General features: G+C 41.3%; 24 protein-coding genes and 1 pseudogene. 13 read left to right on the top strand and 12 right to left on the bottom strand.

All coding sequences use genetic code 11. The annotated features are described in order from the left end of the window. Positions 1 to 371: 371 nt before the first annotated feature. From QUD05_RS29310 to QUD05_RS29290, 5 genes are all read left to right on the top strand, one after another. Entirely contained in the window at positions 372 to 1,442 is a 1,071-nt protein-coding gene (locus QUD05_RS29310; protein WP_289799134.1) for a glycosyltransferase family 4 protein, read from the top strand. A 55-nt stretch (positions 1,443 to 1,497) separates the two neighbouring features. Next, entirely contained in the window at positions 1,498 to 1,683 is a 186-nt protein-coding gene (locus QUD05_RS29305) for a hypothetical protein (RefSeq protein ID WP_104909358.1), read from the top strand. 107 nt (positions 1,684 to 1,790) lie between these two features. Continuing rightward, positions 1,791 to 2,813, top strand: coding sequence for a zinc-dependent alcohol dehydrogenase (locus QUD05_RS29300; RefSeq protein WP_289800111.1), 1,023 nt, complete (start codon positions 1,791 to 1,793; stop codon positions 2,811 to 2,813). Positions 2,814 to 2,881: 68 nt separating this feature from the next. Continuing rightward, positions 2,882 to 3,142 carry a hypothetical protein gene (locus QUD05_RS29295; RefSeq protein ID WP_194043991.1) on the top strand — a complete coding sequence of 87 codons (261 nt, stop codon included), beginning with the start codon at positions 2,882 to 2,884 and terminating at the stop codon, positions 3,140 to 3,142. After that, positions 3,132 to 3,578 carry an HNH endonuclease gene (locus QUD05_RS29290; RefSeq protein ID WP_289799133.1) on the top strand — a complete coding sequence of 149 codons (447 nt, stop codon included), beginning with the start codon at positions 3,132 to 3,134 and terminating at the stop codon, positions 3,576 to 3,578. Before QUD05_RS29295 ends, QUD05_RS29290 begins: the two co-directional genes overlap by 11 nt. 18 nt (positions 3,579 to 3,596) lie before the next feature. Here QUD05_RS29290 and QUD05_RS29285 read toward each other — a convergent pair whose 3' ends face one another. Continuing rightward, on the bottom strand, positions 3,597 to 4,169 hold the full coding sequence (locus QUD05_RS29285; RefSeq protein WP_502911419.1) for a hypothetical protein: 573 nt from the start codon (positions 4,167 to 4,169) through the stop codon (positions 3,597 to 3,599). A gap of 309 nt (positions 4,170 to 4,478) precedes the next feature. On the opposite strand from QUD05_RS29285, the gene QUD05_RS29280 reads away from it, so the two are divergent. Then, positions 4,479 to 5,243 carry an ABC transporter ATP-binding protein gene (locus QUD05_RS29280; RefSeq protein WP_289799131.1) on the top strand — a complete coding sequence of 255 codons (765 nt, stop codon included), beginning with the start codon at positions 4,479 to 4,481 and terminating at the stop codon, positions 5,241 to 5,243. 65 nt (positions 5,244 to 5,308) lie between these two features. Here the strand turns inward: QUD05_RS29280 and QUD05_RS29275 are convergent, their stop codons facing one another. After that, the gene (locus QUD05_RS29275) at positions 5,309 to 5,839 is read right to left on the bottom strand and encodes an orange carotenoid protein N-terminal domain-containing protein (protein WP_289799130.1); all 531 of its coding nucleotides are present in this window, start codon (positions 5,837 to 5,839) and stop codon (positions 5,309 to 5,311) included. 223 nt (positions 5,840 to 6,062) lie between these two features. Here QUD05_RS29275 and QUD05_RS29270 point away from each other — a divergent pair, with 223 nt between their 5' ends. Next, positions 6,063 to 6,440, top strand: coding sequence for a hypothetical protein (locus QUD05_RS29270; protein WP_289799129.1), 378 nt, complete (start codon positions 6,063 to 6,065; stop codon positions 6,438 to 6,440). Positions 6,441 to 6,569: 129 nt separating this feature from the next. Here QUD05_RS29270 and QUD05_RS29265 read toward each other — a convergent pair whose 3' ends face one another. Both QUD05_RS29265 and queG read right to left on the bottom strand, forming a co-directional pair. Beyond that, positions 6,570 to 7,205: an HAD-IA family hydrolase gene (locus tag QUD05_RS29265; RefSeq protein WP_289800110.1), complete on the bottom strand. Its 636-nt coding sequence runs from the start codon at positions 7,203 to 7,205 to the stop codon at positions 6,570 to 6,572. Beyond that, a pseudogene (gene queG / locus QUD05_RS29260) lies at positions 7,180 to 8,153 on the bottom strand (tRNA epoxyqueuosine(34) reductase QueG). The gene QUD05_RS29265 and the pseudogene queG overlap by 26 nt, the downstream one beginning before the upstream one ends. A gap of 238 nt (positions 8,154 to 8,391) precedes the next feature. On the opposite strand from queG, the gene QUD05_RS29255 reads away from it, so the two are divergent. Continuing rightward, positions 8,392 to 8,823, top strand: a complete 432-nt coding sequence (locus QUD05_RS29255; protein ID WP_289799128.1) for a ketosteroid isomerase family protein — start codon at positions 8,392 to 8,394, stop codon at positions 8,821 to 8,823. 163 nt (positions 8,824 to 8,986) lie between these two features. Here QUD05_RS29255 and QUD05_RS29250 read toward each other — a convergent pair whose 3' ends face one another. The 3 genes from QUD05_RS29250 to QUD05_RS29240 form a co-directional block, all read right to left on the bottom strand. Next, on the bottom strand, positions 8,987 to 9,412 hold the full coding sequence (locus QUD05_RS29250) for an ATP-binding protein (RefSeq protein ID WP_094351551.1): 426 nt from the start codon (positions 9,410 to 9,412) through the stop codon (positions 8,987 to 8,989). Positions 9,413 to 9,415: 3 nt separating this feature from the next. Next, positions 9,416 to 11,089, bottom strand: coding sequence for a SpoIIE family protein phosphatase (locus tag QUD05_RS29245; protein ID WP_289799127.1), 1,674 nt, complete (start codon positions 11,087 to 11,089; stop codon positions 9,416 to 9,418). A 163-nt stretch (positions 11,090 to 11,252) separates the two neighbouring features. Next, a complete protein-coding gene (locus QUD05_RS29240; protein ID WP_289799126.1) occupies positions 11,253 to 11,972 on the bottom strand; it encodes a response regulator transcription factor in 720 nt (239 codons plus the stop codon). A gap of 420 nt (positions 11,973 to 12,392) precedes the next feature. On the opposite strand from QUD05_RS29240, the gene QUD05_RS29235 reads away from it, so the two are divergent. Together QUD05_RS29235 and ftsE are read left to right on the top strand one after the other, a co-directional pair. Then, positions 12,393 to 13,148, top strand: a complete 756-nt coding sequence (locus tag QUD05_RS29235) for a WecB/TagA/CpsF family glycosyltransferase (RefSeq protein WP_289799125.1) — start codon at positions 12,393 to 12,395, stop codon at positions 13,146 to 13,148. Between the two features lie 195 nt (positions 13,149 to 13,343). Next, positions 13,344 to 14,090 (top strand): cell division ATP-binding protein FtsE, encoded by a 747-nt coding sequence (gene ftsE, locus QUD05_RS29230; protein WP_289799124.1) that lies wholly within the window; start codon positions 13,344 to 13,346, stop codon positions 14,088 to 14,090. 70 nt (positions 14,091 to 14,160) lie between these two features. Here ftsE and QUD05_RS29225 read toward each other — a convergent pair whose 3' ends face one another. After that, positions 14,161 to 14,934 carry an armadillo-type fold-containing protein gene (locus QUD05_RS29225; protein ID WP_289799123.1) on the bottom strand — a complete coding sequence of 258 codons (774 nt, stop codon included), beginning with the start codon at positions 14,932 to 14,934 and terminating at the stop codon, positions 14,161 to 14,163. Between the two features lie 186 nt (positions 14,935 to 15,120). Then, complete coding sequence (locus tag QUD05_RS29220) at positions 15,121 to 15,705, bottom strand: hypothetical protein (protein ID WP_289799122.1); 585 nt, start codon at positions 15,703 to 15,705, stop codon at positions 15,121 to 15,123. 617 nt (positions 15,706 to 16,322) lie between these two features. On the opposite strand from QUD05_RS29220, the gene QUD05_RS29215 reads away from it, so the two are divergent. Beyond that, positions 16,323 to 17,219: an alpha/beta fold hydrolase gene (locus QUD05_RS29215; protein ID WP_289799121.1), complete on the top strand. Its 897-nt coding sequence runs from the start codon at positions 16,323 to 16,325 to the stop codon at positions 17,217 to 17,219. A gap of 141 nt (positions 17,220 to 17,360) precedes the next feature. On the opposite strand, the gene QUD05_RS29210 is transcribed toward QUD05_RS29215, so the two are convergent. Continuing rightward, positions 17,361 to 17,894, bottom strand: a complete 534-nt coding sequence (locus tag QUD05_RS29210; protein ID WP_289799120.1) for a DUF4330 domain-containing protein — start codon at positions 17,892 to 17,894, stop codon at positions 17,361 to 17,363. 393 nt (positions 17,895 to 18,287) lie between these two features. On the opposite strand from QUD05_RS29210, the gene QUD05_RS29205 reads away from it, so the two are divergent. Continuing rightward, entirely contained in the window at positions 18,288 to 19,151 is an 864-nt protein-coding gene (locus QUD05_RS29205) for a M48 family metallopeptidase (RefSeq protein WP_289799119.1), read from the top strand. Positions 19,152 to 19,451: 300 nt separating this feature from the next. On the opposite strand, the gene QUD05_RS29200 is transcribed toward QUD05_RS29205, so the two are convergent. After that, a complete protein-coding gene (locus QUD05_RS29200; protein ID WP_289799118.1) occupies positions 19,452 to 20,207 on the bottom strand; it encodes a metallophosphoesterase family protein in 756 nt (251 codons plus the stop codon). A gap of 270 nt (positions 20,208 to 20,477) precedes the next feature. Between QUD05_RS29200 and QUD05_RS29195 the strand changes: the two genes are divergently transcribed. Further along, positions 20,478 to 20,762 carry a DUF2470 domain-containing protein gene (locus QUD05_RS29195; protein ID WP_289799117.1) on the top strand — a complete coding sequence of 95 codons (285 nt, stop codon included), beginning with the start codon at positions 20,478 to 20,480 and terminating at the stop codon, positions 20,760 to 20,762. 370 nt (positions 20,763 to 21,132) lie between these two features. Here the strand turns inward: QUD05_RS29195 and QUD05_RS29190 are convergent, their stop codons facing one another. Continuing rightward, the gene (locus tag QUD05_RS29190; RefSeq protein ID WP_289799116.1) at positions 21,133 to 23,574 is read right to left on the bottom strand and encodes an NHL repeat-containing protein; all 2,442 of its coding nucleotides are present in this window, start codon (positions 23,572 to 23,574) and stop codon (positions 21,133 to 21,135) included. Positions 23,575 to 23,673: the final 99 nt, after the last annotated feature.

Raw genomic sequence — 23,673 nt, 5'->3', positions numbered from 1 at the left:
CTTTCCAAATTACCTTTAAATAAAGCTTTAATGACTTGATCCCATTGAATATTTTAGTATTGTCAGCTACCAAATATTCAATTTTGTAAGTTCTGCTACAAAACATTCTACCTCTTTATGATCCCCAAGACAGATGCAACAAATAATAGATTAGCTATAAGGTTAGAAGTGTAGCTCAGAGTTGACTTTTGCCAATAGTCAATTAGATTTGTTGGTAGAAAATTTGCGGTACGGTTAACCGTTATTGCGCTTTTGATAGCCTGTTAGGTTAATTTAAATGTCAAAAGAGTAAGTACAAATGCTCTTTACTCATAAAATAATGATCTAGCTCATTATTGAGGACAATTTCATAGACTGAACCAGAAAAACTTATGAAAATCGCTCAGGTTGCCCCCTTATGGGAAAGGGTTCCACCTCCTAATTATGGAGGAATAGAACTGGTAGTGAGTCGCTTGACTGATGAACTTGTTCGTCGCGGTCATGAGGTAACTTTATTTGCCTCTGGTGATTCTCAAACTTTGGCTAACTTAGAAGCAGTTTATCCACGTGCATTACGCTTAGACCCAAATGTGAAAGAGTATGCAGTGTACGAAATGCTAGAACTAAGCCAAGTTTACCAGCGTGCCGACCAATTCGATATCATCCATTCTCATGTAGGGATTTCGGCGTTACCTTTAGCGAGTTTGATAACAGCAACTGCTACAGTCCACACCCTGCACAATAATTTTACAACTGATAACCGCCACGCATTTAGCTACTACCAAAAGCAACCATACATCAGCATTAGTAATTCGCAGCGTCAAATCGATCTCAATTATGTTGGCACGGTTTATAACGGAATTGAGCTAGCAGATTACCCATTTGTAGTCCAACCATTAGAACCTTCATATTTAGCGTTTTTAGGTCGTTTTTCGCCAGATAAAGGCCCGCACCATGCGATCGCCATTGCTAAACAAAGTGGTTGGCGCTTGAAGATGGCAGGGAAGGTTGATGCAGTAAACTCTGAGTTTTTTGAACAAGAGATTGCTCCCCACATAGATGGTCAGCAAATTGAATATCTCGGTGAAATTAACCACACTGAAAAAACTGAACTTCTGGGCAATGCTGCCATAACTCTTTTCCCCATTAGCTGGCAAGAACCTTTTGGTTTAGTAATGATTGAATCAATGGCAACTGGTACGCCAGTAATTGCCATGAATTTCGGCTCCGTACCTGAAGTTATTGCTCACGGAAAAACAGGTTTTATCTGCAATAGCTATGCAGAAATGGCGGCAATGATTCCACTAGCTTTGAAACTCAATCGTCAAACCTGTCGAAAACATGTAGAAAACAACTTTAGCGTTAGCCACATGGTTAACGGATATGAAGCTGTTTACAGACAAATTATTAAAGACCGCATAGAATCGAATGGCCGCATTCATGCAGCTAAAATTCAGTTTTAATCAACAGCTTTTTTGACTTAGTTTAAAACAACAATTTTTTAAGGAGGACATTGGTATGAGTACGAGAGCCAACACTTGCCCATGCTGCGGTGGTTCCCTCCTGCGTCATGCTCGTCATGGTGAACTATATTGGTTTTGCCTGTCGTGCCGACAAGAAGTACCCCTGTTAACAGCTACTCGTCTGCCAAATGTGGAAACCCGAAACACCGGAGTAGTTCCCCAGCCAGCGGTGAATACCTAGTTTTTGAATATATAAAACCTACTAAAAATCAATACTGATTTAGTTTAAACCTATCAATAAGCCCCAACTGGTAAAATCAGATGAAGCTAATCGATAGGTTTAAAGTTTTGTTAGCAGCGTTACTTTATGGTCAAGAAGATTTACGCCTAGAGGAAGTTTCTGACCCCACTCCGGCGGCTGGCGAAGTTGTTATCCAGGTGGGGACAGCAACAACTTGTGGTACAGATTTGAAAGTCTGGCGGCGTGGTGGTCATGCCAGGATGCTGATACCGCCGACGCTGTTTGGTCATGAAGGTGCTGGGCGAATTGTTGCCTTGGGTACTGGGGTGACAAATTGGCAAGTAGGCGATCGCATCGTCGCTAATAATTCTGCCCCATGCATGAAATGCTTTTTTTGTCAACGTCAAGAATATTCCTTATGTCCAAATTTAACCTGGAATAATGGTACCTTTGCCCAATACCTAAAAATTCCCGCACCGATAGTAGAGCATAATATGTTGCAGATTCCCGATGAGTTGCCGTGGGAATTGGCAGCCATGACGGAACCTTTAGCTTGTGTGTTGCATGGTGTAGCGCGTTCTAATATTAAGCCCAAAGATAAAGTAGTCGTCTTAGGAGATGGGGCGATCGGGCTGATGTTTGTGGCGGCGTTGAGTGAGAAAGCTGAAGTTTTGCTGTGGGGAGGTAATAACCACAGACTAGAAATTGGTCAGAAATTGGGTGCAACCCAGACCTTTAATTATCATCAAATCCCGGATATTCCCAGTGTGGTGAAAGAATTTACCCAAGGATGGGGTGCAGATGTAGTAATTGAAGCCACTGGTGTCCCAAGTGTTTGGGAAACTGCGATCGCCTGCGCCCGTCCTGGTGCAACAGTCAACTTATTCGGTGGATGTCCACGGGATACCAGCATTACTGTGAATACAGAACAGCTACACTATAGCGAACTTACCATCAAAGGCGTGTTTCATAATACACCAGAGTACGTGCGATCGGCCCTTGCACTGATAGCTAGTCGTAAAATTCCCTTTGAGTTACTTATTAGCGAACAACGACCATTAAAAGATTTAGAACAGGTGTTTTCTGATATGAAGGCGCGTAAAGTAATTAAGGTAGCAATAATTCCTTAGTATTTTGGCAGCCAATTCACAGGGCACACTACAATGACTATAGCACCACAGACTTAGGCTAAAGCACTATGACTCCTCAAGTCATTACCCCAGTATTGATGATTGAACCCTCATCATGGCTCCGCTCTGGCATTACCATTGAGAAAGTTGATAATGTTAACCTTGCTAAGTTTACAGATGAGTTACATACTCGTCTAGAAGAATTACTTGAGAAACGAAAATCTGGATTACTGACTCCTGAAGAAGAAGCAGAATATGCTGGAATTGCTGAACTAGAGCGCATTCTAACTTTTGTTAACGCTAAACTGATTGCCAGTCGTGGGTGTTAAAGATGGCACTCGGCAGTTTGTGCGCGAAAGAGCTAAATATCTGTGTGAATATTGCCACTCTCCAGAACGCTCAAGTTCAGATCGCTTCACAATCGATCATCTCATTCCACAATCATTAGGTGGCTCAGATGCAGATGACAACTTAGCTCTAGCTTGTCGTCGCTGTAATGAGCGTCGTTACAACTTCACAACTGGCATTGATGCTCAAACTCAGCAAGAAGTCGCCTTATTCAATCCTCGTCAGCAACGGTGGGTAGATCACTTCATCTGGACAGGCGATGGACTAAAGATCATTGGCAAAAGTGCTACAGGTAGAGCAACTTGTCATCGACTAGATATCAATGATGAATTTCACAACCAAGGATTTATCCAAGAATCTAGGCAGTTATGGATACAAGGAGGGTGGCACCCACCTGTAGACGATCCTCGTCTTTGATGCCTGAACTAGCGATGTCTATAGCTGCCAACATCGCGCAACAAGAATAAGACAACGATCTCCTATAAAAAGGTATGGCGCAAAACCACAATTTGAGTCTTCATCATCTTCCATCTTGTAGAAGATAATCTCGTCTCCTAACCAAGGTTGCACAGACTTGAGCCATATATTAAGTGCTTCCTCTTCTGACTCATCTGGATGGAATGTATCTTGCATCCAAATTGCAAAATCAAGCGCCTCAAGCATCTCAGCGGCATCTTGCATATCTTCCTCAGTCCACCATTCAGGTAATTGGGAATAATCATAGTCATTTGGATAAAGATTTCGGCAAAGTGTCAATAAATCAATAATTTCAATTTCTGTAGTCTCTTCGTCACAATCAAACAGGGTAAAGTCTTCAGGTTTTGTAAAAACTCGAATATCAACCACTCCGTGGTTCCAGGTTTTTCTCCCACCTAGCATTAAATCTAGAGAATTTTGCATTGCTGCATCAAAACCAAAGTTTGGAATTATGTATGTATTGCCAATTTCGATAGCCTCATTCGCGTAGGATTTAGCAGTTTCACCATGCTGCTGAATTAGTTTTTCCAAATTGATCATCTGTGATGTTTTCTTGGTCGGCACGAGATCCGTAGTACTCCTTTATCTACTGTTTCTGAATAACTTCGTTGGAAGCTTAATCAGGTGGTAGATTTCCTCTAGTCAAATTCCAGTAAAACATGACAACACTACAACCACCCTTTTCAGTATGCTAGATAATAGTTAGCTTTTATTTGTTCTAATACATCACCTTAAAGAGTTATCACAGCAAGAGCTAGGAAGAACTTCTCTGCTTGCTTTTTATAGTTTAATTGAGCGATCGCTATAATTGCGTCTCTACCACCTAATAACTAAATCCTTATGGCAAACACTATTTCAATTACCGATTCTCTAGTTCCTAATCCCGTCCCTAAATCAACAATTATTCGTTTGGAGAATATCTTTAAAATATATGGCAGTGGCGAAACTGAAGTTAAAGCACTTAACAATGTCAATTTGATTATCCACGAGGGCGAATATTGTTCAATTATGGGCCCATCTGGTTCAGGTAAATCCACAGCTATGAATATTATCGGCTGTCTAGACCGACCCACAGGCGGACATTATTACTTAGATAATATTGATGTGGCACAAATGGATGATAAATCTCTGGCACACATCCGTAATAAAAAGCTGGGTTTTGTCTTCCAACAATTCCATTTATTACCCCAACTCACAGCATTAGAAAATGTGATGCTACCAATGGTCTATGCTAGTGTGAGTCCGAAAGAAAGAAGCGATCGCGCCACGGAAGCTTTGACGCGAGTAGGTTTAGCAAATCGCCTTAACAACAAACCAACTCAACTATCTGGTGGACAACAACAAAGAGTAGCGATCGCGCGGGCGATCGTCAATCGTCCTGTAGTACTCCTCGCCGATGAACCCACAGGCGCACTTGATTCGCGCACAACCCAAGAAGTCTTAGATATTTTTGGCGAACTCAATGCCAGTGGAATCACAGTTGTCATGGTGACACATGAACCAGAAGTTGCCCGTCAAACCCAGCGCATCGTTTGGTTCCGTGATGGTCAAGTAGTACACTCCAACCTCACTCCAGCCGACTTGAGTCAGTTAGCTGTCTCGTAGTTTGTTAAAGTCCGCCTCTGCGGACTTTAGTTTGGGTAGCCGCGACTTCTAATCGCCAAAGCTGATTACAAACTTGATGTTTTTCCAGTTTCTGCTTGCGTTGCGATCGGTTTAACATCGGTGTAACCCACTTCACCAGCTATTGTCCGAAACACTGACATTTGCTCTTCAAAATCTAGTCCTTCAATTTCGGAAAGCAGATCCTTAATTGCCTTACTTGCCTGGTAGCTAGCTGGCATTCCCACCACCGTATCCCCCATAGCTACTGCCCAAGCATACCAAACTAGCAGCTGGTTATTTTCTTTTATAGCCCCATAAGCACGGGAATATTCTGTGTCTTTGCGGTTAACGATATCCCGCATAATATCTAGCTGCTGGTCATCGGATAATTTAAAATAATCTCCTAGCAGAAGTGGTGCTAACTCTGGTTCAGCCGCAGCAGGAGCAGCTGGCGTGATCGAATCACCCATTTTTTCATAAACAAAATAGAACCAGGCTAATTTGGCATCGGTATCTAAGGCGTTAAACTTATCCACCAATTCTTGAGTTTCATTGCTCTGAGCTTGAGAAATAGTTTTGTCGTAACTTGCAGTCATTATTGTTTGTTTCCAAAATAATTTAATAGGCAAACTAATTGTTAGCAGAGTTCGACAATCAGATTCTACTATCGATAGAAAGAGTTAAATTTATTGGAAATTGCAGCTTTAATCTACCTTTTAATAGAGGTACAAGTCTCTCTATAGGAAGCAATAAAGAAACCAATTGCTTTGCTATGATTGCCCAAGTAAGCAATAAAAAATTTACCTAAAGGTTTTAATTATGCCCGATCAAGAAGTAAAGCCCAATTTAAATGAAGCTTCCACCCAGGATGCACAATTAGCTGCCGAAAGTATAGCGAGTGGTGAAGAAAAAGCGCCAACGGTGGATTTTGATGCTGATTATGCAGCTGCACAAAAATTCAGCGTGAGCGAAGTTGATCGCACAGGTAAAGGTGGAGCAGCAGCCGAAGCAGCTACTGCGCCTAAATATCAAACCTCTAAGCCACAAGAGACAAAACCTCAAACACAGTCAACTGGCAATCCCGATGATTTTATGGAGTCAGCAAAAGAAGTTGGGAATTCTCAGACTGGGGGTGCAACTAATGTCAGTGATGATTTAGTAAAGCAAGCTTTAGAAAAGGGTGAACGGAAAAATTAATTTTTCCTGATATCTTGCTATTTTGTCAGATGGGCAATGTCACCAATATGAAAATAAAGGTTCTCGGTATTAGTAGACATTGCTCACTCTACTGTTTCGATCGATTGTTCATCCGCTTTTGATTATGAATTAACGACTGTTCATCACTCCTAGTAGTTCGCTAGGTTGCTGAATTAAATAATCTGGATTTTGCTTGGCTAGTACTTCCGGTGAGTTAAAGCCCCAAGTAACTGCAATCACTTGGATATTTGCTTTTTTTGATGCTTCTATATCTCTGGTTTCATCTCCAACATAAATAACTTCTTGAGGTTTGAGTTGCTTTTGCCTCAAGACATTATTGATGATAGTTGTTTTGCCAAAAATTGTAATTCCTGAGTAAATAAAATCAAATAGATGATTTAAATCATTGATTGTGAGGAATTGCGTAACATTTTCTTTAGAATTAGAAGTAATAATACCCAGTTTATATCCTTGATTTTGGAGTTCTGTTAATGCTTCCTTAATACCCAGAATGGGCTTTAATTCTGGAATTTTGTTTTTTAATTCCCCTTTAACTTTTTTAACTAGAAAAGGGATCTGAAATAAAGAAACTCCTGAGTACTTAATAATTTCCCTTGATGTTAAGTTCTTGAGGAAGGCTAATTGTTCTGGGCTTATTTGTCTATAACCAAAGTCTATAGCTAAACGATTAGCAATACTTACAAGGGCATCTACTGTATCAGCAATTGTGCCATCAAAATCAAAAATAATTACTTTCTGGGTCATTCTCTGCCTGGATGCGTCAAGATTAGCTAGGGCGTTGCGTCGTAACATTTCTGGCTTAATCCGCCGCAAGGCAGATGCTGGAAATCGTTTATCCCACTCCCGATCTGAGATTTGGGCTAATTCTAGCAGGTGGGGAGCAATATTCACTGGATTTGGCTGAAACTCTTCAATATCAGTTGTTTGGGCAAAACGTTGATTCCAAGGACAAACATCTTGACAAATATCGCAACCAGCAACCCAGCCTTGCAAATTAGATGCGATCGCCTCTGGCAATTCCTTGTCACGATTTTCAATGGTATGATAAGCGATGCAGCGATTAGCATCGACAACAAAAGGCTGAGTAATTGCACCTGTGGGACAAGCCTGAAGACAACGAGTACAGCTACCGCAATGTTCTGTGTGTGGACGATCGCTCTCTAATTCTAAATTGGTCAATACTTCTCCCAAAAATACCCAAGAGCCATATTCCCGTGTAATCACATTACCATTCTTGGCAATCCAACCAATTCCAGCTTGTTGAGCCAACACTTTATCTGGCACCGGGCCAGTATCTGCATAATAAAGAGCTAATACACCTGCATCAAGTGATTTTAGCCATATAGATAGCTGCTTGAGTTTTCCATGCATCACCTTGTGATAATCCCTTCCCCAACCATAACGGGAAATTTTGGCGTATTCCTCACTTTCAGGACGTTGATGTGGTGTGTAGTAATTCAGCGCTACACACACTAGCGATCGCACCTCTGGCATCACTAAGCGGAGATCCTGACGCTTTGGATTAGCCATCCATTTCATATCAGCCTGATAACCTAGTTCAATCCATGCTTGCAACCTCTGGGCTTCTGTGGCATTTATCCGATCTACAGCAGTAATTCCAACTTTGTGAAAGCCCAACTCGCTGGCTTTTTCTTTCACCAGACTGCTGCTCGTTACAGAATACTGATTCATTTTTTTATCTGGATTTTGCCCAAATAAAGGCTTTTAAATTATACATTAAGTAGCCAATGTATTTCATTAAGATTTGTTAACTACCCGATATATAGCCTGTCTTGAACCGCATAGCAGTTCAAGACTTCCATCGTTAGGAAGATTTATTAATATGTAGCAATCTATCTCAATAGCAGCTTTTCTTTTACTTATTTTTGTATTGAAATTAATATTCAGACACCATAATACAGGTAATTTTATGACCTCTACTGAATTTATATCGCCAGCGCAGTTTAAAGAAGAATTCCAGATTGAGGGAATTACAGAATCAAGCGTTCTGCGTTATTTTGAAACCTTAAATGCAGGAGAATTTGAGGCAACTGCTGCCTTATTTGCGATAGATGGTGTGATGCGTCCGCCATTTGAATCTGATATTGTGGGGACAGATGCGATCGCAGCCTACTTAAAACAAGAAGGTCAAAACATCAAAGCTTACCCGAACACAGGAATAGCCGAGACTTTAGAAAATGGTGAGATCGAAGTCCAGGTAACAGGCAAAGCACAAACTTCGTGGTGTAGTGTCAATGTTTTGTGGCTATTTATCCTCAACCAACAACGGCAAATTTCTTATACTAGAATCAAACTTTTAGCTTCCCCCAAAGAGTTACTTTCTTTACGTCGTGAAAAGTAAGTAGCAAATAACTACAAAGAGCAAAGTTTTAAACCAATATTTTTTCACCCAGTCACACAGGATTCATGGCTTTATTCTGACTCCTGTTAGCGATAGCGGGGCGTTTAGCCCATTCTGAATTTTGACTCATCAATAGCATGACTTGAAAAATATTCACTTTTGTCTATTGGACTAATTCGGGTAAAGTAGCTTCTAACTTCAGACAGTTGGCGCCATTAACCTGCAACTTGTAATCTACTTTATCCATGAGACGATTCATAATCAGCCAACCATAACCACCTTCTTGCTTTTCCATCGGGTTGGGAGCGTAGTAGTTAGACATATCAAAGCCTTCGCCGTAGTCCCAAATTTCTAGAGCAAAATCTCGGTCTTTCACTTCTAAACGTAGTAATATGGGTAAGTTTGGTTGATCCTTGTGGGCATGACGGACTGCATTAGAGTACGCTTCCACTAAAGCCAGTCTCAAACGACTTGATTGCCGCGACCAATCCACAGATTCTCCTAGCTGAATTTTCAAACATCCCAACAACCAGTTTTCAACAATATTCAGAAAATTCAAGTCGCTTGGTACATGAAGCTCACTTTTCATGACTTACAAAATCTCCAGTGAAAGTATAGTTTGATCGTCTTCTTGAACGTGATTATCTGCCTGGATGCGAGCTAGTAAATGGTTAAGAGAAAGTGGTTGTTGCTCTTGTTGTAAGAGTTGCCAAAGACCATCTTGATTCAGCATCGAACGGTTTACTGACTCAACCCCAGCCTCAGTTTTTACTGTTGAATCAGGATTATTTGATACCATTGCTTCTGTAATGCCATCGCTGGCTAATAACAATGTGTCTCCAGCAGCGAGAACCAAGCGACCAGACTGTGCCTGCCACTTAGGCAAAATCCCCAAAGGAACGCTGCGAACTTTCAGGTAATTGGGATTTTCGGCTAAAGCATCTTGGCGTGACCATAATATTGGATAAATATGACCGGCATTAGTGTAGACCAGTTCCTTAGTGCTAGGGGTATAACAAGCTAACACAAGAGTGACAAAATAATTGTTGCTAATTAAATCTTCACTGAGAGCGTGGTTGAGGTTCTGCATGACCACATTCGGCTCTGCTGGTGTCTCTTGAGATAATTCTCGGCGCAAAACTGAAATAATACTAGCCATAAATAAAGCTGCTGGGACGCCCTTGCCAGAAACGTCACCCACTGCCAACCACAAGTCGCCTTTAGGATGGACAAAAACTTCAAAAAAATCGCCTCCTACTTCGCGCGCCGGATAGCAGCAAGCTTGTACCTTCACACCTTTAATGTCAGGTAAACTTTGGCGTAGCAGGTTGTATTGAATTTGGCGAGCCACCTCTAATTCAGTGTGAATCTGCTGTTGCTTTTCTTGGAGGCGTTGGTAGAGTTTTGCTTGGGAGAGGGCTAAGGCTGCTTGTTCGGCAACACCTGCAATTAGTTGGATGTCTTCGTCTTCCCAAGGGCGATCGCGTCCCCATTGGTGGAGGGTCAGCACAGCCAATAGATGCTGATGATAACTAAGTGGCACAACTAGGTGGTGACTAGGATTACCTTCATATATATCTTGAGCGAGTTGATAATGACGCGTTTCCAGCACCTTTTCGATTAAAACACTGGAGTCAAAGCAGGAATCTAATACATCAGATTTCGGATCGTGGTAGAAGAACTCGTCTTGTGTGAGGCGATCGCCCTCTACTGGTTTGAGCAAGCAACTGGTAGCTTCAAATGTTTCTCCAATAGTTGCGACAATTTTTTGCAGCATACTATCGTAGTCTAAAGATTCCCGAATTGCTGTTGTTACCGCATTAAACAAAGATTCTCGCCGTAGAGTTCGACGCAACTCTTGGGTACGCTTTTTAACTAAGCGATATGTATCAGTGGCTTGCTCAACTAAGCTTCTCAGCCGTTCTGGATTCCAGGGTTTGGTAATGTACTTGAATACCTGACCGGAGTTAATCGCATCTACCAAATCTTCGACATCAGTAAAACCAGTTAACAAAATCCGAATCGTGTCTGGAAAGCGTTCTACGGTGCGACTAAAAAATTCAGTCCCATTCATTTCTGGCATTCTTTGGTCAGAAATAATTACCGCCATTTCGCCAAATTGATCCAAGATTTCCAAAGCACCAAAGGCATGATTGGCTTTATATACTTGAAAATCTCGCCTAAAAGTGCGGTAGAGTAAATCTAAGTTATCTGGCTCATCATCTACCACCATGAGCTTAAGTTTTTCCGTCCCAATCTCAGCCATATTTGACTTTTGTTTTCATATATTTGAATGGCGAGATAATATGATGTTTATCTCACCTAATAAATAAGAGAAAACCAGAGAAGCCATTCACTTTGAAAATATAACTTTTCAAAGTTGTAAGTTTCCCTTGATTATCCTCAATTGATCCACACCAAAATGAAATTTATCCAACTAACCCAGAACGCAAGGCGCGGACTGCTGCTTGGGTACGGTCATCGGCACATAGCTTATTCAAAATATTGCGAACGTGAGTTTTAACAGTGCCAACTGTGATGTAAAGTCTTTCCGCAATGACTGCATTACTACAACCTTCGACAATCAACTGTAACACTTCCAATTCCCTTTCTGTCAGGGTGTAAGGTTGAATTTCTTCCAGATTCTCAAAAGAATCTGGGTTAGGAGCAATAGTCTTGGAATCGACCAAAACCGATTCCAACTTTTGAGGATTTTGTTGCGCTTGTTGTAATACAATCCGAGCGATCGCTGGATCGATCCAGGCGTTGCCATTGTAAGTTACTCGTACTGCTTCCAGCAAATTATCAAATTTGATATCTTTCATACAGTAAGAGTCTGCACCAGCGGCAAAAGCTGCCAACACCGCTTCTTTGTTATCCCGCAGCGTCAAAATTAGTACTTTTGTAAGTAGCTGCTGTCCACTAGTAGTAGATTTTACCTCCCGTGTTAACTCAATGCCATCTTTATCTGGTAAACCAATATCGACAATGGCAATATCTGGTTGTAGCATTTTTAACATTTTTAGACCCTCAGCAGCATTAGCAGCTTCACCTACAACTTCAATTTCATCTTTTTGCTGTAGTGCTGTACGAATACCCACACGAGTTAGGTCATGATCTTCAATCAGAGCGATACGAATTTTACTCATAGCCAACTTCAGCCCGTTACACTATAACCATAAAGTCGAGTTTCGTGATATACTCGCACACTTGCAAGCAGTATAGTGGGGGTTTCTATTCCCAAAACCAGAGTTGCGAGTTGAGCGTTTTATACTGAGTGAATATTACACTGTAACAATAAAAGTTAGACTGGTTCAGCCCAAGTACAAGCGCCCAAGATTAATAGACAGAGGAGTGAAATTAATTATGTGTTATCTAAAACCCTTATATATACGTAGCAGGGCTGCGTATATACATTTTTGTTCACTCTTATGTCTATTTAGTTTAATTATGCTTACTCTCGTTGCAGGGCAAAGGAGAATCTCTTTTGCCTAAGTTCTAATATAAAAAAATTTGATAAACTTAACATTCATGCAAAATCTGGTGTGAGTATTACTTAAGAATAGGCTATGTCTAACGGCAATCAAGCATTTTCAGTGTTGGGAATACCAGTTCATGTGATGGCTGACTATCCAGGCTGGTTGTTAGAATGCCTGCACACAGGCAGAGGAACTCATGTCGTAACGCTCAATGCAGAAATGACTATGCAGGCAGAGCGAAATCAATTATTATCTCAGGTGATTAAAAATGCTGAACTGGTGATTCCAGATGGAGCTGGGGTTGTTCTGTATTTACGATGGCTGTTATGGCAAAAAGTGCAGCGGTTTCCAGGGATTGAATTAGCAGAAAAACTTTTGCAAGCACTTGGGCAACAAAAGACAGGGACAAAGATATTTTTCTATGGAGGAGCGCCTGGAGTAGCAGCAAATGCGGCAGATTTTTGGCAGCAGCAAATTCCAGATTTGAATATAGTCGGCACTCACTCAGGCTACCATTCTCCAGAAGAAGAAGCACAATTGCGGCAAACTCTGGCTCAATTGCAGCCACAAGTGATTTTTGTTGGTTTGGGAGTGCCGCGTCAAGAGTTATGGATTGCCGAAAACCGCCATTTGTGTCCCCAAGCAATTTGGATTGGCGTTGGTGGCAGTTTTGATATTTGGTCGGGAACTAAAACTCGCGCTCCCGCCTGGTTAGGAAATAATAATTTGGAATGGTTGTATCGCCTTTATCAAGAACCTTGGCGCTGGCGGCGGATGTTGGCTTTGCCAGCCTTTGCTATGAAAGCGTTTGTTTATCGTTTGACAGCAAGAGGTGCAATTAGTTAAGAGTGCTGAGTTCCGAATTCTGAGTTCTGAATTCTGAGTGTTCTTACTTAGCTAGTATTAAAGTCTTGAAAAAATTTTAAATTTTCTTTGTTGAATTTTAAATTCCCAGGCAAAACCTGGGAATCCTTATTTTGGGGAGAATGTCACATTTAAGCAGTCAAACTGTTTGGTTGTGGGTATGAGGAAAATTTAACAATGCCAGTATTAACAACTCAGGTTAAGAAAGACTTTTCCGTTCGTGGAGAGGACAGTGAAACTCAACAGCACGGTAGCAATACTATAACGAAGATACAATTGCAATCTGTAAGCAAGACTTATGCTAACGGCACTCACGCCTTATTAAATGCAAACCTTGAGGTAAAAAAGGGAGAATTTCTGTTTATCACGGGGCCAAGTGGTTCTGGTAAATCAACGCTCTTGAAACTCCTGTATGGCCAAGAGTTGCCTACACAGGGAGAAGTAATTGTTGATGAATGTAATGTAGCGGATTTGCGGGGCGATCGCTTGTCATTATTACGGCGACGGATTGGTATTGTGTTTCAAGACTACAAACTGATTAGCCAACGAACAGTAGCAGAAAATGTCACTTTTGTGCTGCAAGCTCAAGGGTATACCCGTAAAGAAATTCAACGACGTTTAGAACCAACCTTAAAGCTGGTAGGTTTGCTGAGTAAAGCTGACTGTTTTCCAGATCAACTGTCTGGAGGAGAGCAACAGCGGGTGAGTATTGCCCGTGCGATCGTTGGTACACCACCCCTACTGTTGGCGGATGAACCGACTGGAAATCTCGATCCAGATAATTCCTGGCAAGTGATCCAGATTCTCCAGAAGTTAAATTCCTTTGGAGCTACGGTAATTGTCACCACCCACGATGAACAATTGGTACGGCGGTGCAATCATCCGGTAGTGCAAGTTCGTAATGGAACATTGTCTCGAAAATAGTCATTTGTTATTTGTCATTAGTCATTAGTCATTTGCAAAGGACAAAGGACAAAGGACAAAGGACAAATAACTAATAAACGTGGTGTTTGACTTTTGATGATACAGGTACGAAAGGTACTGCTGTTTTTAGGGGTAGCACTTGTAGGCGATCGCAGGCTTGTAAACTCTTAAAAGCTGCCTCTCGCACTACAACTTCTTCTTCTCGACTGAGTAGGAGTTGCAAGCATTGGACAATATCTTGCTGCACTGAAGAATCAACTCGCTTACGGCTGATGAATTTACTTAGTTGACCTAGAGCAATCAACCGCTTCAATGGATCTTTTTCTGTTAAATTCATCAACAACCGATCGAGGTGGTCTTCTTCTCGATTTTCATAGAAGTTGACAATTTGCCATACCAATAAAATTAAAGTTAACAGGGTTCCCACACCTTGCGCGATCGCACCAGCAGCAATCCAGTGACTTTGAGAGTCAACCCATATTGCCGCTGCCATGTAAGTGCTGACAGTAGCAATACCACCACTGATGACTGCTAAAACTAACCGACGATTTGAACTATTTAAGAAATTACGTATTTTTGACCAGCGCAATTGCCAGTCCCATTCCTGCATTGAGTAAACCAATACCATTACTCCAATGCCGATTAAGAGAGCCAGTAGCAGTTTCCAGTTCCACAACAACATGGCAATGATAATTGTCAGGAACCCAAGAAAGCCCCCAGGGCCAGAGAAACGTTTAAATGTTTGCTGCTTTATGGCTCCCTTTGTCTTAAATTTTGGAAGCGACCAGTTCCAGTTGGGGATTTGGTTGATCAATTGCTGCCAAGAAGACGAAGCCTGTGCCACAGTGTTTACCTACTTGATTACGAAATTACCTATTGTATAAGTTTTACTATGGATGAAGGAAGGATGAAGGCTTAAATCACAAAATGCCTGGTTTTATAAACGGATAGTAGACTAATACAGCACAGCGCAAATTAAGATACCATTTTCAATCGCTCAGAGCAAGGGCATTTTGTACGTAAGTCTTAGTTAAAGACAAAAACGAAAGTTATCAAGGGTGAATTGACCATCAAAAGTACAAAAGGTAACGCTGTGAATGTTATTCACATTTATAGATAATAAGGTATTGGGGGAAATTGGCGAGTCGGAATTGGCAAGATTAGAGCCTGGTAGTTCAGTTTGAGCGAGTAGTTGCCGATCGCGATCGTAGGCGGAAAGCACTAGCCGTTGCGAACTAGTGACAAAGGCACTAACCGAATTAACTGGACGCAAGAAAGTAGCTTCTAAAAATCCGCTTTTGGGCGCTCCCATTAAGACTATTAGCCCTGAATAGGTTGGAAATGCTGGATTTGATGGCTGTATTGCTAGAGAATTGTGAAAAATGACTCCCCAACGTTCATATTGGCGCTCTACCGCTTCAAAACACTTCAAATCTTCTAAGTCTAAACAAATACAAGTAGGTACAGTAAGTCTGGCAGCATCAAAAACTGGCTCGACCTGACCCCGCCTAGCTGAAGCTTTAATTTCGTTTTGTATATTCAAGTTGTCAAGCGCAAATTTAGCGTCTTCAATCGTTGGTAGTTTATTTGATTGAAGAGTAGCCTGCTTTACCATGACATCCCGCCTTACTATTACTTAGATAAAAATTAGATTAGTTATACATCAAAAGCTGTAGTTACTACATATATAAGTAGAATTAACAGCTTATTAAAATAAGCGTTTTCACTATATGTTTACGTGTTGACGCTCAAAATTATTTATCGGTTTTTTGATAGACTACCATAAAAACTTATGCTGGATTCGCGCTGGAGCGATCCTCGCTACCATGAAAAACCCTTATATAACAGTAATTTCAACGTTCAGTTACTTTATTTTTATGAAAAAAAGCACCAAATCTTTACAAGTAATCCAGTAATTTTATATCTACTTAATCTGACGCTAGCGAGAAGTCTGAGAGTGATTGGTTCGCTGATAATAACAATGAGTGGGGAGAGTTTGAACTAGACGCATGAAAAGTGCTGAGTTAAAAGACTGCCTACAAGGGACGTTGCTCTTATTAAGTACATAAATATTAAGTGCTTTTTAATTTACTCAGCACTGAGTGCGGTAAACATCTAGGGTGACAAAAGGGGAGGCAGAGAAATTATCAAATCTTCTCTCTGTGTGCCTGCGTTCCAGGTATCGTGTCTTACTTGTGCCAACGAGTCAATATAGTCAACAAAAAAAGACTTATGTTTCAACCACTAGGATTTGAACAACGCTCTATAGATACCTCACTAGGTAGAATGGTATATTATATTGCTGCTGGAGCGCCTTGGGAAGATGATGTGACAGCCAAAGACGATCGCGAAACTTTGGTATTTCTGCACGGCTTTGGTGGTGGGTCTTCTGCTTATGAGTGGTCGAAAGTTTATCCAGCTTTTGCGGCTGAATATCGGGTCATTGCGCCAGATTTACTCGGTTGGGGTATGTCTGAACATCCAGCACGGAGTTATAAAATTGAGGATTATTTAACCACGATTCGGGAGTTTTTCGAGCAGACTTGTACTGGGCCAGTAACAGCGATCGCTTCATCTTTGACCGCAGCATTTACAATTCGGGTAGCAGCAGCTCATCCTGATTTATTCAAGTCTTTAATTCTTACCACCCCCGCCGGACTTTCTGACTTTGGCGAAGACTACTCCCGTAGTTTTTTTGCCCAATTAGTTAGCGTTCCCATTGTCGATCGTTTACTTTACAGCACTGGAATTGCTACTAGTGGTGGTATTCGCAGCTTTTTAGAACAACGGCAATTTGCTCAATCCAATCGAGTCTACCAAGAAATTGTAGATGCTTATCTAGAATCTGCCCAACAGCCTAATGCTGAGTATGCAGCACTGTCCTTTGTTCGTGGCGATTTGTGCTTTGATTTATCCCTTTACATTCAACAATTAGCCACTCCCACCGCCATTATTTGGGGACAAAAGTCGCAATTTACAGGCCCTTCAATTGGTCGCCGCCTTGCTGAAATCAATCCACTCGCGATCCGATTTTTTCAACAGTTGGAAGATGTCGGATTGACACCACAGTTGGAATTGCCAGCAGTGACAATCGGGTTAATTCGCAAATTTTTGCCGTTGCTTAATTAATTTAAGAAGTCAGAATTTAGGAGTCAGAATTCAGAAGTAAGCTTGGATTAGAAAATCAAAATTACTATCATTTATTTATTTTTTGAGTTGATTCAGCTTGGTATAAAACCATTCTGAATTATGAATTCTGACTCCTGAATTCTATTTGTCTTTCAATCTGATATCAATGACAGTTGCATTGAAGTTGTAGTTAAAACCTTCTAACTCAAATGGCATCCCAATTTTCACTTTACTGTTACCCAAAACTGGCCCACTTTCAGTAACTTGGGCTTTGCCATCTAAAGTTAAAAGAAAATCTGTACTGTAATTGTTGCTCTTGGGATCTGGCAGTTCTTTAACAGTCCCATCCGGTTGAAAAACATTGACTGTTCTAGGTAGCTGTTGAATAGATTTAATTTCAATCTGTCCATAAGGTTGATTGCGGATAATCACATTGGTTTTTCCGCCTTTTTTTAAACCATTGTCAATTAATTTTCCTGGGTCACGTACATTCAAACCACGAACTACTAAGTCTACTTCTATGGGTACTGTTTTTGCACCAACTTGGGCGACAGAACCAGAAGTGCCAGGAAAAACAAAGATGCCAAAGATAACTAGTAGAATTACCAGCACAGCACCTAAATCTAGGAGATTGATTTTGCCAAACAAGCGACCTTTTGAATCTAAAATAGCCATAAAAAGTTTTCCGAGATAATAGCGAAGTAATGGATTGTAGCCAGAAATTTTTCGATGGAAACAGTAATTTTCCCTATTTAGTAATAACTCAAAGTATTCGGGGGTTGCGGTTATGCGACAGTTTATCACAAGTTCGTAATTTCCGAGGAGCGGCAGCTAACCTTCAAACTTTTACCAGTTAATACTGACGCGCCTAGAAAGTAAAATCTAGTTTTTAAGCCTATCTCTAGAGAGAATCCCTAACCTCCCACAGTTCGGTAGATTTGAGTCAAGATTATCTGTATAACAACTCCTTTAATATTGAGTTAAGAATGCAACTTAGAATACTCTAAATCCGTCTCATGATTTGTCTCCTTATTTTATGTTCTCCCAAAATAATCTTCAGAGCGTATTATGTTCAACTGGAAAGGTTTTGTTACAAATTACCGTGTGTGGCGGCGTCGCTGGTTTTATCCTCTAATTTCAGTTGTAGTCGCCCTGAGTCTGTGCCTGAGTACACCCTTGCCTGGAAGAACTTTAGACTTCTTGCCTCTAATATTGCAGGGAGTCCAGGTACTTCAGCTTTCTAATATATCCGATCGCCAGGAAACTGATATTGGCAAGCAGATTAATCAGCAAATATTAGGGAGTCAAGTCCGACTTTACCGTAATTCTGAAGTTAATAGCTATGTCGAACAAATCGGTCGGCGTTTAGTGGCTAGTAGCGATCGCCCCAATCTTCCCTTTACGTTCCAAGTAGTTGAAGATGACGCTATTAATGCCTTTGCCACTTTAGGAGGTTATGTATATGTCCATACGGGTTTGCTGAAAGCCGCTGATAATGAAGCGGAACTCGCCAGTGTTATCGCCCATGAAATTGGTCATATTGGCGGGAAACACCTGGTTAAACAGATGCGGCAAAAAGCGATCGCTAGTGGTTTAGCATCAGCAAGTGGTTTAGATCGTAATACGGCTGTGAACATTGGTGTAGAACTGGCCTTGAATCGTCCTCGCAGTCGTCAAGATGAATTTGATGCCGACCAAAGAGGGTTAAGAACTTTGACACGCGCTGGTTATGCCCAGTCTGGGATAGTTTCTTTTATGCAAAAGCTGATGAAAAAGGGTGGTTCTACTCCGACATTTTTAAGTACTCACCCCGGAACCAGCGATCGCATTGATGCCCTCAGACGTGCAATTAACTCTCAACCTAGTAATGGAAAATATGGCTTAGATAATGCTAGTTATAAAGCTAATATTCGACCATTAGCGAAGTCTTGAGGAAATTGGGAAAGAGGAGGCAGTGTTTCGACTCCCTTCTCTACGAGAGGCTGCACTTCTCTACGAGACGCTCCGCGAACGACTACGCTCTGTTACCACGCCAACGGCTACGCTCAGGGCAAGTCGCTCAACAACCAGGCAGGGGGCAGTGTTTCAACTACACGGCAGTTGAGGGTAGTCGAAACTCAACAACCAGACAGGAGGCAGAAGTTCTTTAATTTTGAATTTTGAATACTTCGACTGCGCTCAGTACAAGTTTTGAATTTTGAATTGATTTCTCCCCCTCATTTCAAATATTCCTCAATTCCGATTGCGGCGATCGACTTTAATTTTGGCTGGATCAACTGTACTTACAACCTCTTCTAAAGGCAGGATACGGATATAGTTTTTAAAGATATTAACTTGATAAACCAACTGATTTGTGACATCTAGTCCAGTCAACCAGCCACTCCGGGGATGATAAGCGCCAGTATCTATGTCTAGCCATCCCTTTCCTTGGGCCAGTTTACCAGGAGAAACACCCGGCAGGGTAAAAGTAATGGTGTGACCGATGATAATTTGTTTATCTGGAAAGTAGGGTTTTTCAATGCTGTGAAAATCCTCTCGTATCCAGCACAGTTCATCGGCAGTTTGTTCTGCCACCGACTTGGAAGGGTCAACACCAGCATGAGTTAACCAAATATCCCCTAAGTCAAGGTATGTAGGCAAAGCTTTTAACCAATCCAAATGGTCATCAGGAATGGGAGCCTCTTGGTAACTGGCCACGGTAGCTTGCCCTCCACCAAACAGCCATGCTTGCATCGTCGAGGAGGAAGTCCTTTCATTGGTCAGAATGTTTAATAACATCTGCTCATGATTTCCCAACAAACATGAGTAATTATTTTGCTTGACAAAATTAACTACTTGCGCACTATGAGGTCCGCGATCGATTAAGTCTCCTAGAAAATAGACTCGATCTTCTGACGTGGGGGCGATCGCCTCCAACAGTGTCATTAAACCTTCATAGTGTCCATGCACATCCCCAATTACAATTCGTCTGGGGCTAGTTTCGCTCATTGTCTCTTAGCTGCAATAGTTTTGGCTAATACTTCTGCTACAGTTTACGCTGTCTAGTTTCCGCAATGAAAGGTAAAAATACTGGATAATGCTTATTTTAATTTAATTTTTGTACCAGTAATAAACTTAACTTATCAAATATATACAACAGCAATTGTTTTTCAGATATAACTTATAATAACGATGGCGTAAGACTAGCTTTTTCTGCTAATTTAAACTAATTAGCCGAGAATTTAGGCTCTTGCCATATTCATCACTTTTAAGTTCACAATGTCTAATGGTTTCTCTGCTGAAATTAGTTCGCGCATCTGCAAACACATGAATGACGATCATGCTGATGCTGTAGTTATTTATGCTAAAGCTTTTGGTGGTGTCACAGATGCCAATGCAGCCGAACTGCTTTCAATTGATGCACAAGGTATGGATTTAACAGCGCAAGTAAATGGGGAAACTGTACCAGTTCGCATTCAATTCGATCGTGTTTTAGTAGATGCGGAAGATGCTCATCAAACTTTGATTGCAATGGTGAAGCAGGCGCGAGTAAAGGCTAAATAGAAAGTGACAAAGTAATTGACACTAAATCTGCGATACATTTAATCACATATTTTTGTGCATATAGCAATACTAGATTGGGGAAAGGTTAAAGGTTAAAGGGAAAGGGAAAATTTCATAGCTTTACCCCTTCCCCTTTTCCCTTTTCCCCAAACCAAATTTCAATTTAAAATTCTTAACCGAGCAGTATTGAAAGCTGTGTTATATCATGTCCGCATAATTAGTTATGATTTCCACAGTCATTGCACCCCACCCCCAGCCCCTCCCCGCTTGCGGGGAGGGGAGACAAAGCGCAGCTTTGGCGGGGTGGGGTTCTTGGGTTTTAGTAAGTAATCAAGCGGACATGATATTATGTCGTAATTACCATAAATACTCACCCCGCCAGCCGATACATAATCACTTTTCCTTTCCAATTTTCTTCCACAAATACCAGATGCTCACCATTGGAACGCCGAAAAGCGCGAATACCGTAGGGTATATCAATCCAGCCACTTTCGCTGCCAACTTCTGGGCCTGGTTTTAACTGTTGTACTTGCGCTCCCGTCTTGGCATTGTAGACATATACCTCTGCGGTTTTGACTGTCACGGCAAATACATAGTCTCCCGTCACACTGATTGCTGCTGTAGACACTTCACGCTTCCCGGTTCTGTCGTAGGGTATTACAATCCGCCATTTGGGAGTACGATTTCCTTTACTCCAATTGTCAAAACGGGCAATCTCAGATCCAGCAACTCCAGCATCGTCACCAAATGCAGGGCGATCTATCGTAAACCCCGACAAAAACATACTATCTGTTTCAGGGAAATATTCGATCCGCCGCAAGTCGTTAAATATTTTGGGAGTAGTTTGCTTTTCCATCGAACTATAGTTGTAGATGGGGTTGCCTTTAGGATCTATTCCCTTTAAAGGATAGTGTCGAATGCCATCTTCTGTTCGCAAAGCTTTCCAAACATCTCCTTTGCTGTCTACCCACCAGCCGCCAAGATGAGGATAATCTTTGCTGCGATCGTATTCATTCTTTTCAAATTTGCCATTACCGTTGCGATCGCGCCAGATCCATTCGCCTTGTTCTGGCTGATGCGGTGGCCAATTTCCAGCAATAAATGGTTTATCTGCGCCATTAGTACCAACAAACATTCCGGCTGGGATGGCTATTTTACCATCCGTGTCTGGATTAAAACGATAGATTTGCAGAAAGCTGTTATACATATCTGTGAGGAACAAAAACCGCTTCCCTTGGATGCGGCGAACAAAGGTTCCATCTGGCGATGTATGCAGACGTGGATCTTGAGGATATTTGAAAGGATTTAAGGTGTAGGCTTTGTAATTCCATTGCTTACCAGCAGCCTGATTGTAATCCATCAGATAGTGTTCTTGTTTGGTGAATACATCTACACCATCGGTTTTAGGATCGGCATCTGCATTATCGACGAATATCAATCCTAGCGATCGCCACATTAGTTTTCCCGATGGCGAAAATTTCCGCAAATCTGTTCCTGATTTGTTGAAACCATTACTATTTATATAGATATTGCCTGAAGCATCTGTACCGACTCCGGTAAGTCCGTAAAGTTTCAAATCTCGAACTTCACCAGCAACTCCTGCATAGATACCGCCTTTAGAACCAAAACTACTCACCTGTATCGGTTTATCTTTGATGTCATAAGTCAACATTTGCTGACGCAGGCCATTTTCTGCTACTAACAGCTTACCTTGATGATTAATAGCGATCGCAGTTGGTTCAACGATATCTGCAATCTGTTGGGGCAATTGCTTGCCACTTTGGGAATAATGGAGAATCTTGGCAGGCTTACTACCATTTTTACTTTGAATAATCCACAGATTTTTTTGTGGATCGATAGTTATTGCTCCCGGATTAGCAACGGTAAAGCTACGAAGTTCCTTCATCGTCTCAGTATCATAAACACGAATCCGGTTAGCAGCAAAATCACTCACATACAACTCGCTTCCCACAGTTGCTAATCCAGTAACTTCACTTTTTGTACTGGTAATCAACATACTTTTATCCCAACCACGTCCATTCGGAAACGGCGCAGGTTTTCCTGATAAGTCATAGCGTCTAACGCTATACCAAGTTGTTCCTTCTGGTGGGTAATCTTCTTTTGTATCGCCCCTCGAACCTTGAGTCATGGCAATGTAAACATATTTACTATTTGCGGTTACAGCTTTGCCACCACCACGACTCCAGCCATGAGTATCCCCAAGGGCAGCAATAACCTTACCATCTTTATATATTCCTGCCTCCATTGCCGCCTCATCCCAATGGCTGTTAGTATAAACCGTGCCATCAGGAGCAACATACATTGCCTCAATATTATTTTGTACCCGCAGATTTCCACTGCCTATAGTATTACCTATCCACGATGTTTTGTAGTTAAGCGCGGGTGTTTCAGTATTGTTTTGTACTCGCAGATTTTCACTGCCAATAGTATTACTTATTGGTGATATTTTGTGTGTAAGTGTGGGTATTTCAGTATTGTTTTGTACTCGCAGATTTTCGCTGCCAATAGTATTATTTATTGGCGATATTTTGTCTGTAAGCCTGGGTATTTCAGTAGTGTTTTTACCCCGCAGATTTTCACTGCCAATAGTATTATGTGTAAGCGTGTCTGTTCCATTTGTCGCCCAGTCTGTTGTAATTCCAAGGGTAGTAACAATAACTCCAATGGTCAGACTGAATAAAAAATTGAAAGTTTTATTTCTTTGTAAATATCTAGTATTAGATAATTTTTTGATGTGCTGATTGAGCTTGTGACGTAGTTTTTTTAACCGCGTCGGTAATTTATTTATCATATAATTTTCAGGTTTTAATTATTTATATACAATCATTGTTTATGAAATCCGTAAAAAAATATAACTATTTTGAAGTGCTTAAGATCCGGTCTATGTATG

The organism is Nostoc sp. GT001 (genome assembly GCF_030382115.1).
In the GTDB taxonomy this organism is placed as follows: Bacteria; Cyanobacteriota; Cyanobacteriia; order Cyanobacteriales; family Nostocaceae; genus Nostoc.
This window is presented reverse-complemented; position numbering and strand designations above follow the sequence as displayed.

Bases quoted from the DNA above. Each gene is read 5' to 3' on its own strand.
- QUD05_RS29280 (WP_289799131.1), top strand. From the start codon at position 4,479: ATGGCAAACACTATTTCAATTACCGATTCTCTAGTTCCTAATCCCGTC.
- QUD05_RS29220 (WP_289799122.1), bottom strand. From the start codon at position 15,705: ATGGTAAAGCAGGCTACTCTTCAATCAAATAAACTACCAACGATTGAA.
- QUD05_RS29205 (WP_289799119.1), top strand. From the start codon at position 18,288: ATGTTCAACTGGAAAGGTTTTGTTACAAATTACCGTGTGTGGCGGCGT.
- QUD05_RS29195 (WP_289799117.1), top strand. From the start codon at position 20,478: ATGTCTAATGGTTTCTCTGCTGAAATTAGTTCGCGCATCTGCAAACAC.
- QUD05_RS29295 (WP_194043991.1), top strand. From the start codon at position 2,882: ATGACTCCTCAAGTCATTACCCCAGTATTGATGATTGAACCCTCATCA.
- QUD05_RS29275 (WP_289799130.1), bottom strand. From the start codon at position 5,839: ATGACTGCAAGTTACGACAAAACTATTTCTCAAGCTCAGAGCAATGAA.
- QUD05_RS29190 (WP_289799116.1), bottom strand. From the start codon at position 23,574: ATGATAAATAAATTACCGACGCGGTTAAAAAAACTACGTCACAAGCTC.
- QUD05_RS29210 (WP_289799120.1), bottom strand. From the start codon at position 17,894: ATGGCTATTTTAGATTCAAAAGGTCGCTTGTTTGGCAAAATCAATCTC.
- QUD05_RS29265 (WP_289800110.1), bottom strand. From the start codon at position 7,205: ATGACCCAGAAAGTAATTATTTTTGATTTTGATGGCACAATTGCTGAT.
- QUD05_RS29270 (WP_289799129.1), top strand. From the start codon at position 6,063: ATGCCCGATCAAGAAGTAAAGCCCAATTTAAATGAAGCTTCCACCCAG.
- ftsE (WP_289799124.1), top strand. From the start codon at position 13,344: ATGCCAGTATTAACAACTCAGGTTAAGAAAGACTTTTCCGTTCGTGGA.
- QUD05_RS29310 (WP_289799134.1), top strand. From the start codon at position 372: ATGAAAATCGCTCAGGTTGCCCCCTTATGGGAAAGGGTTCCACCTCCT.
- QUD05_RS29245 (WP_289799127.1), bottom strand. From the start codon at position 11,089: ATGGCTGAGATTGGGACGGAAAAACTTAAGCTCATGGTGGTAGATGAT.
- QUD05_RS29200 (WP_289799118.1), bottom strand. From the start codon at position 20,207: ATGAGCGAAACTAGCCCCAGACGAATTGTAATTGGGGATGTGCATGGA.
- QUD05_RS29215 (WP_289799121.1), top strand. From the start codon at position 16,323: ATGTTTCAACCACTAGGATTTGAACAACGCTCTATAGATACCTCACTA.
- QUD05_RS29235 (WP_289799125.1), top strand. From the start codon at position 12,393: ATGTCTAACGGCAATCAAGCATTTTCAGTGTTGGGAATACCAGTTCAT.
- QUD05_RS29255 (WP_289799128.1), top strand. From the start codon at position 8,392: ATGACCTCTACTGAATTTATATCGCCAGCGCAGTTTAAAGAAGAATTC.
- QUD05_RS29305 (WP_104909358.1), top strand. From the start codon at position 1,498: ATGAGTACGAGAGCCAACACTTGCCCATGCTGCGGTGGTTCCCTCCTG.
- QUD05_RS29250 (WP_094351551.1), bottom strand. From the start codon at position 9,412: ATGAAAAGTGAGCTTCATGTACCAAGCGACTTGAATTTTCTGAATATT.
- QUD05_RS29240 (WP_289799126.1), bottom strand. From the start codon at position 11,972: ATGAGTAAAATTCGTATCGCTCTGATTGAAGATCATGACCTAACTCGT.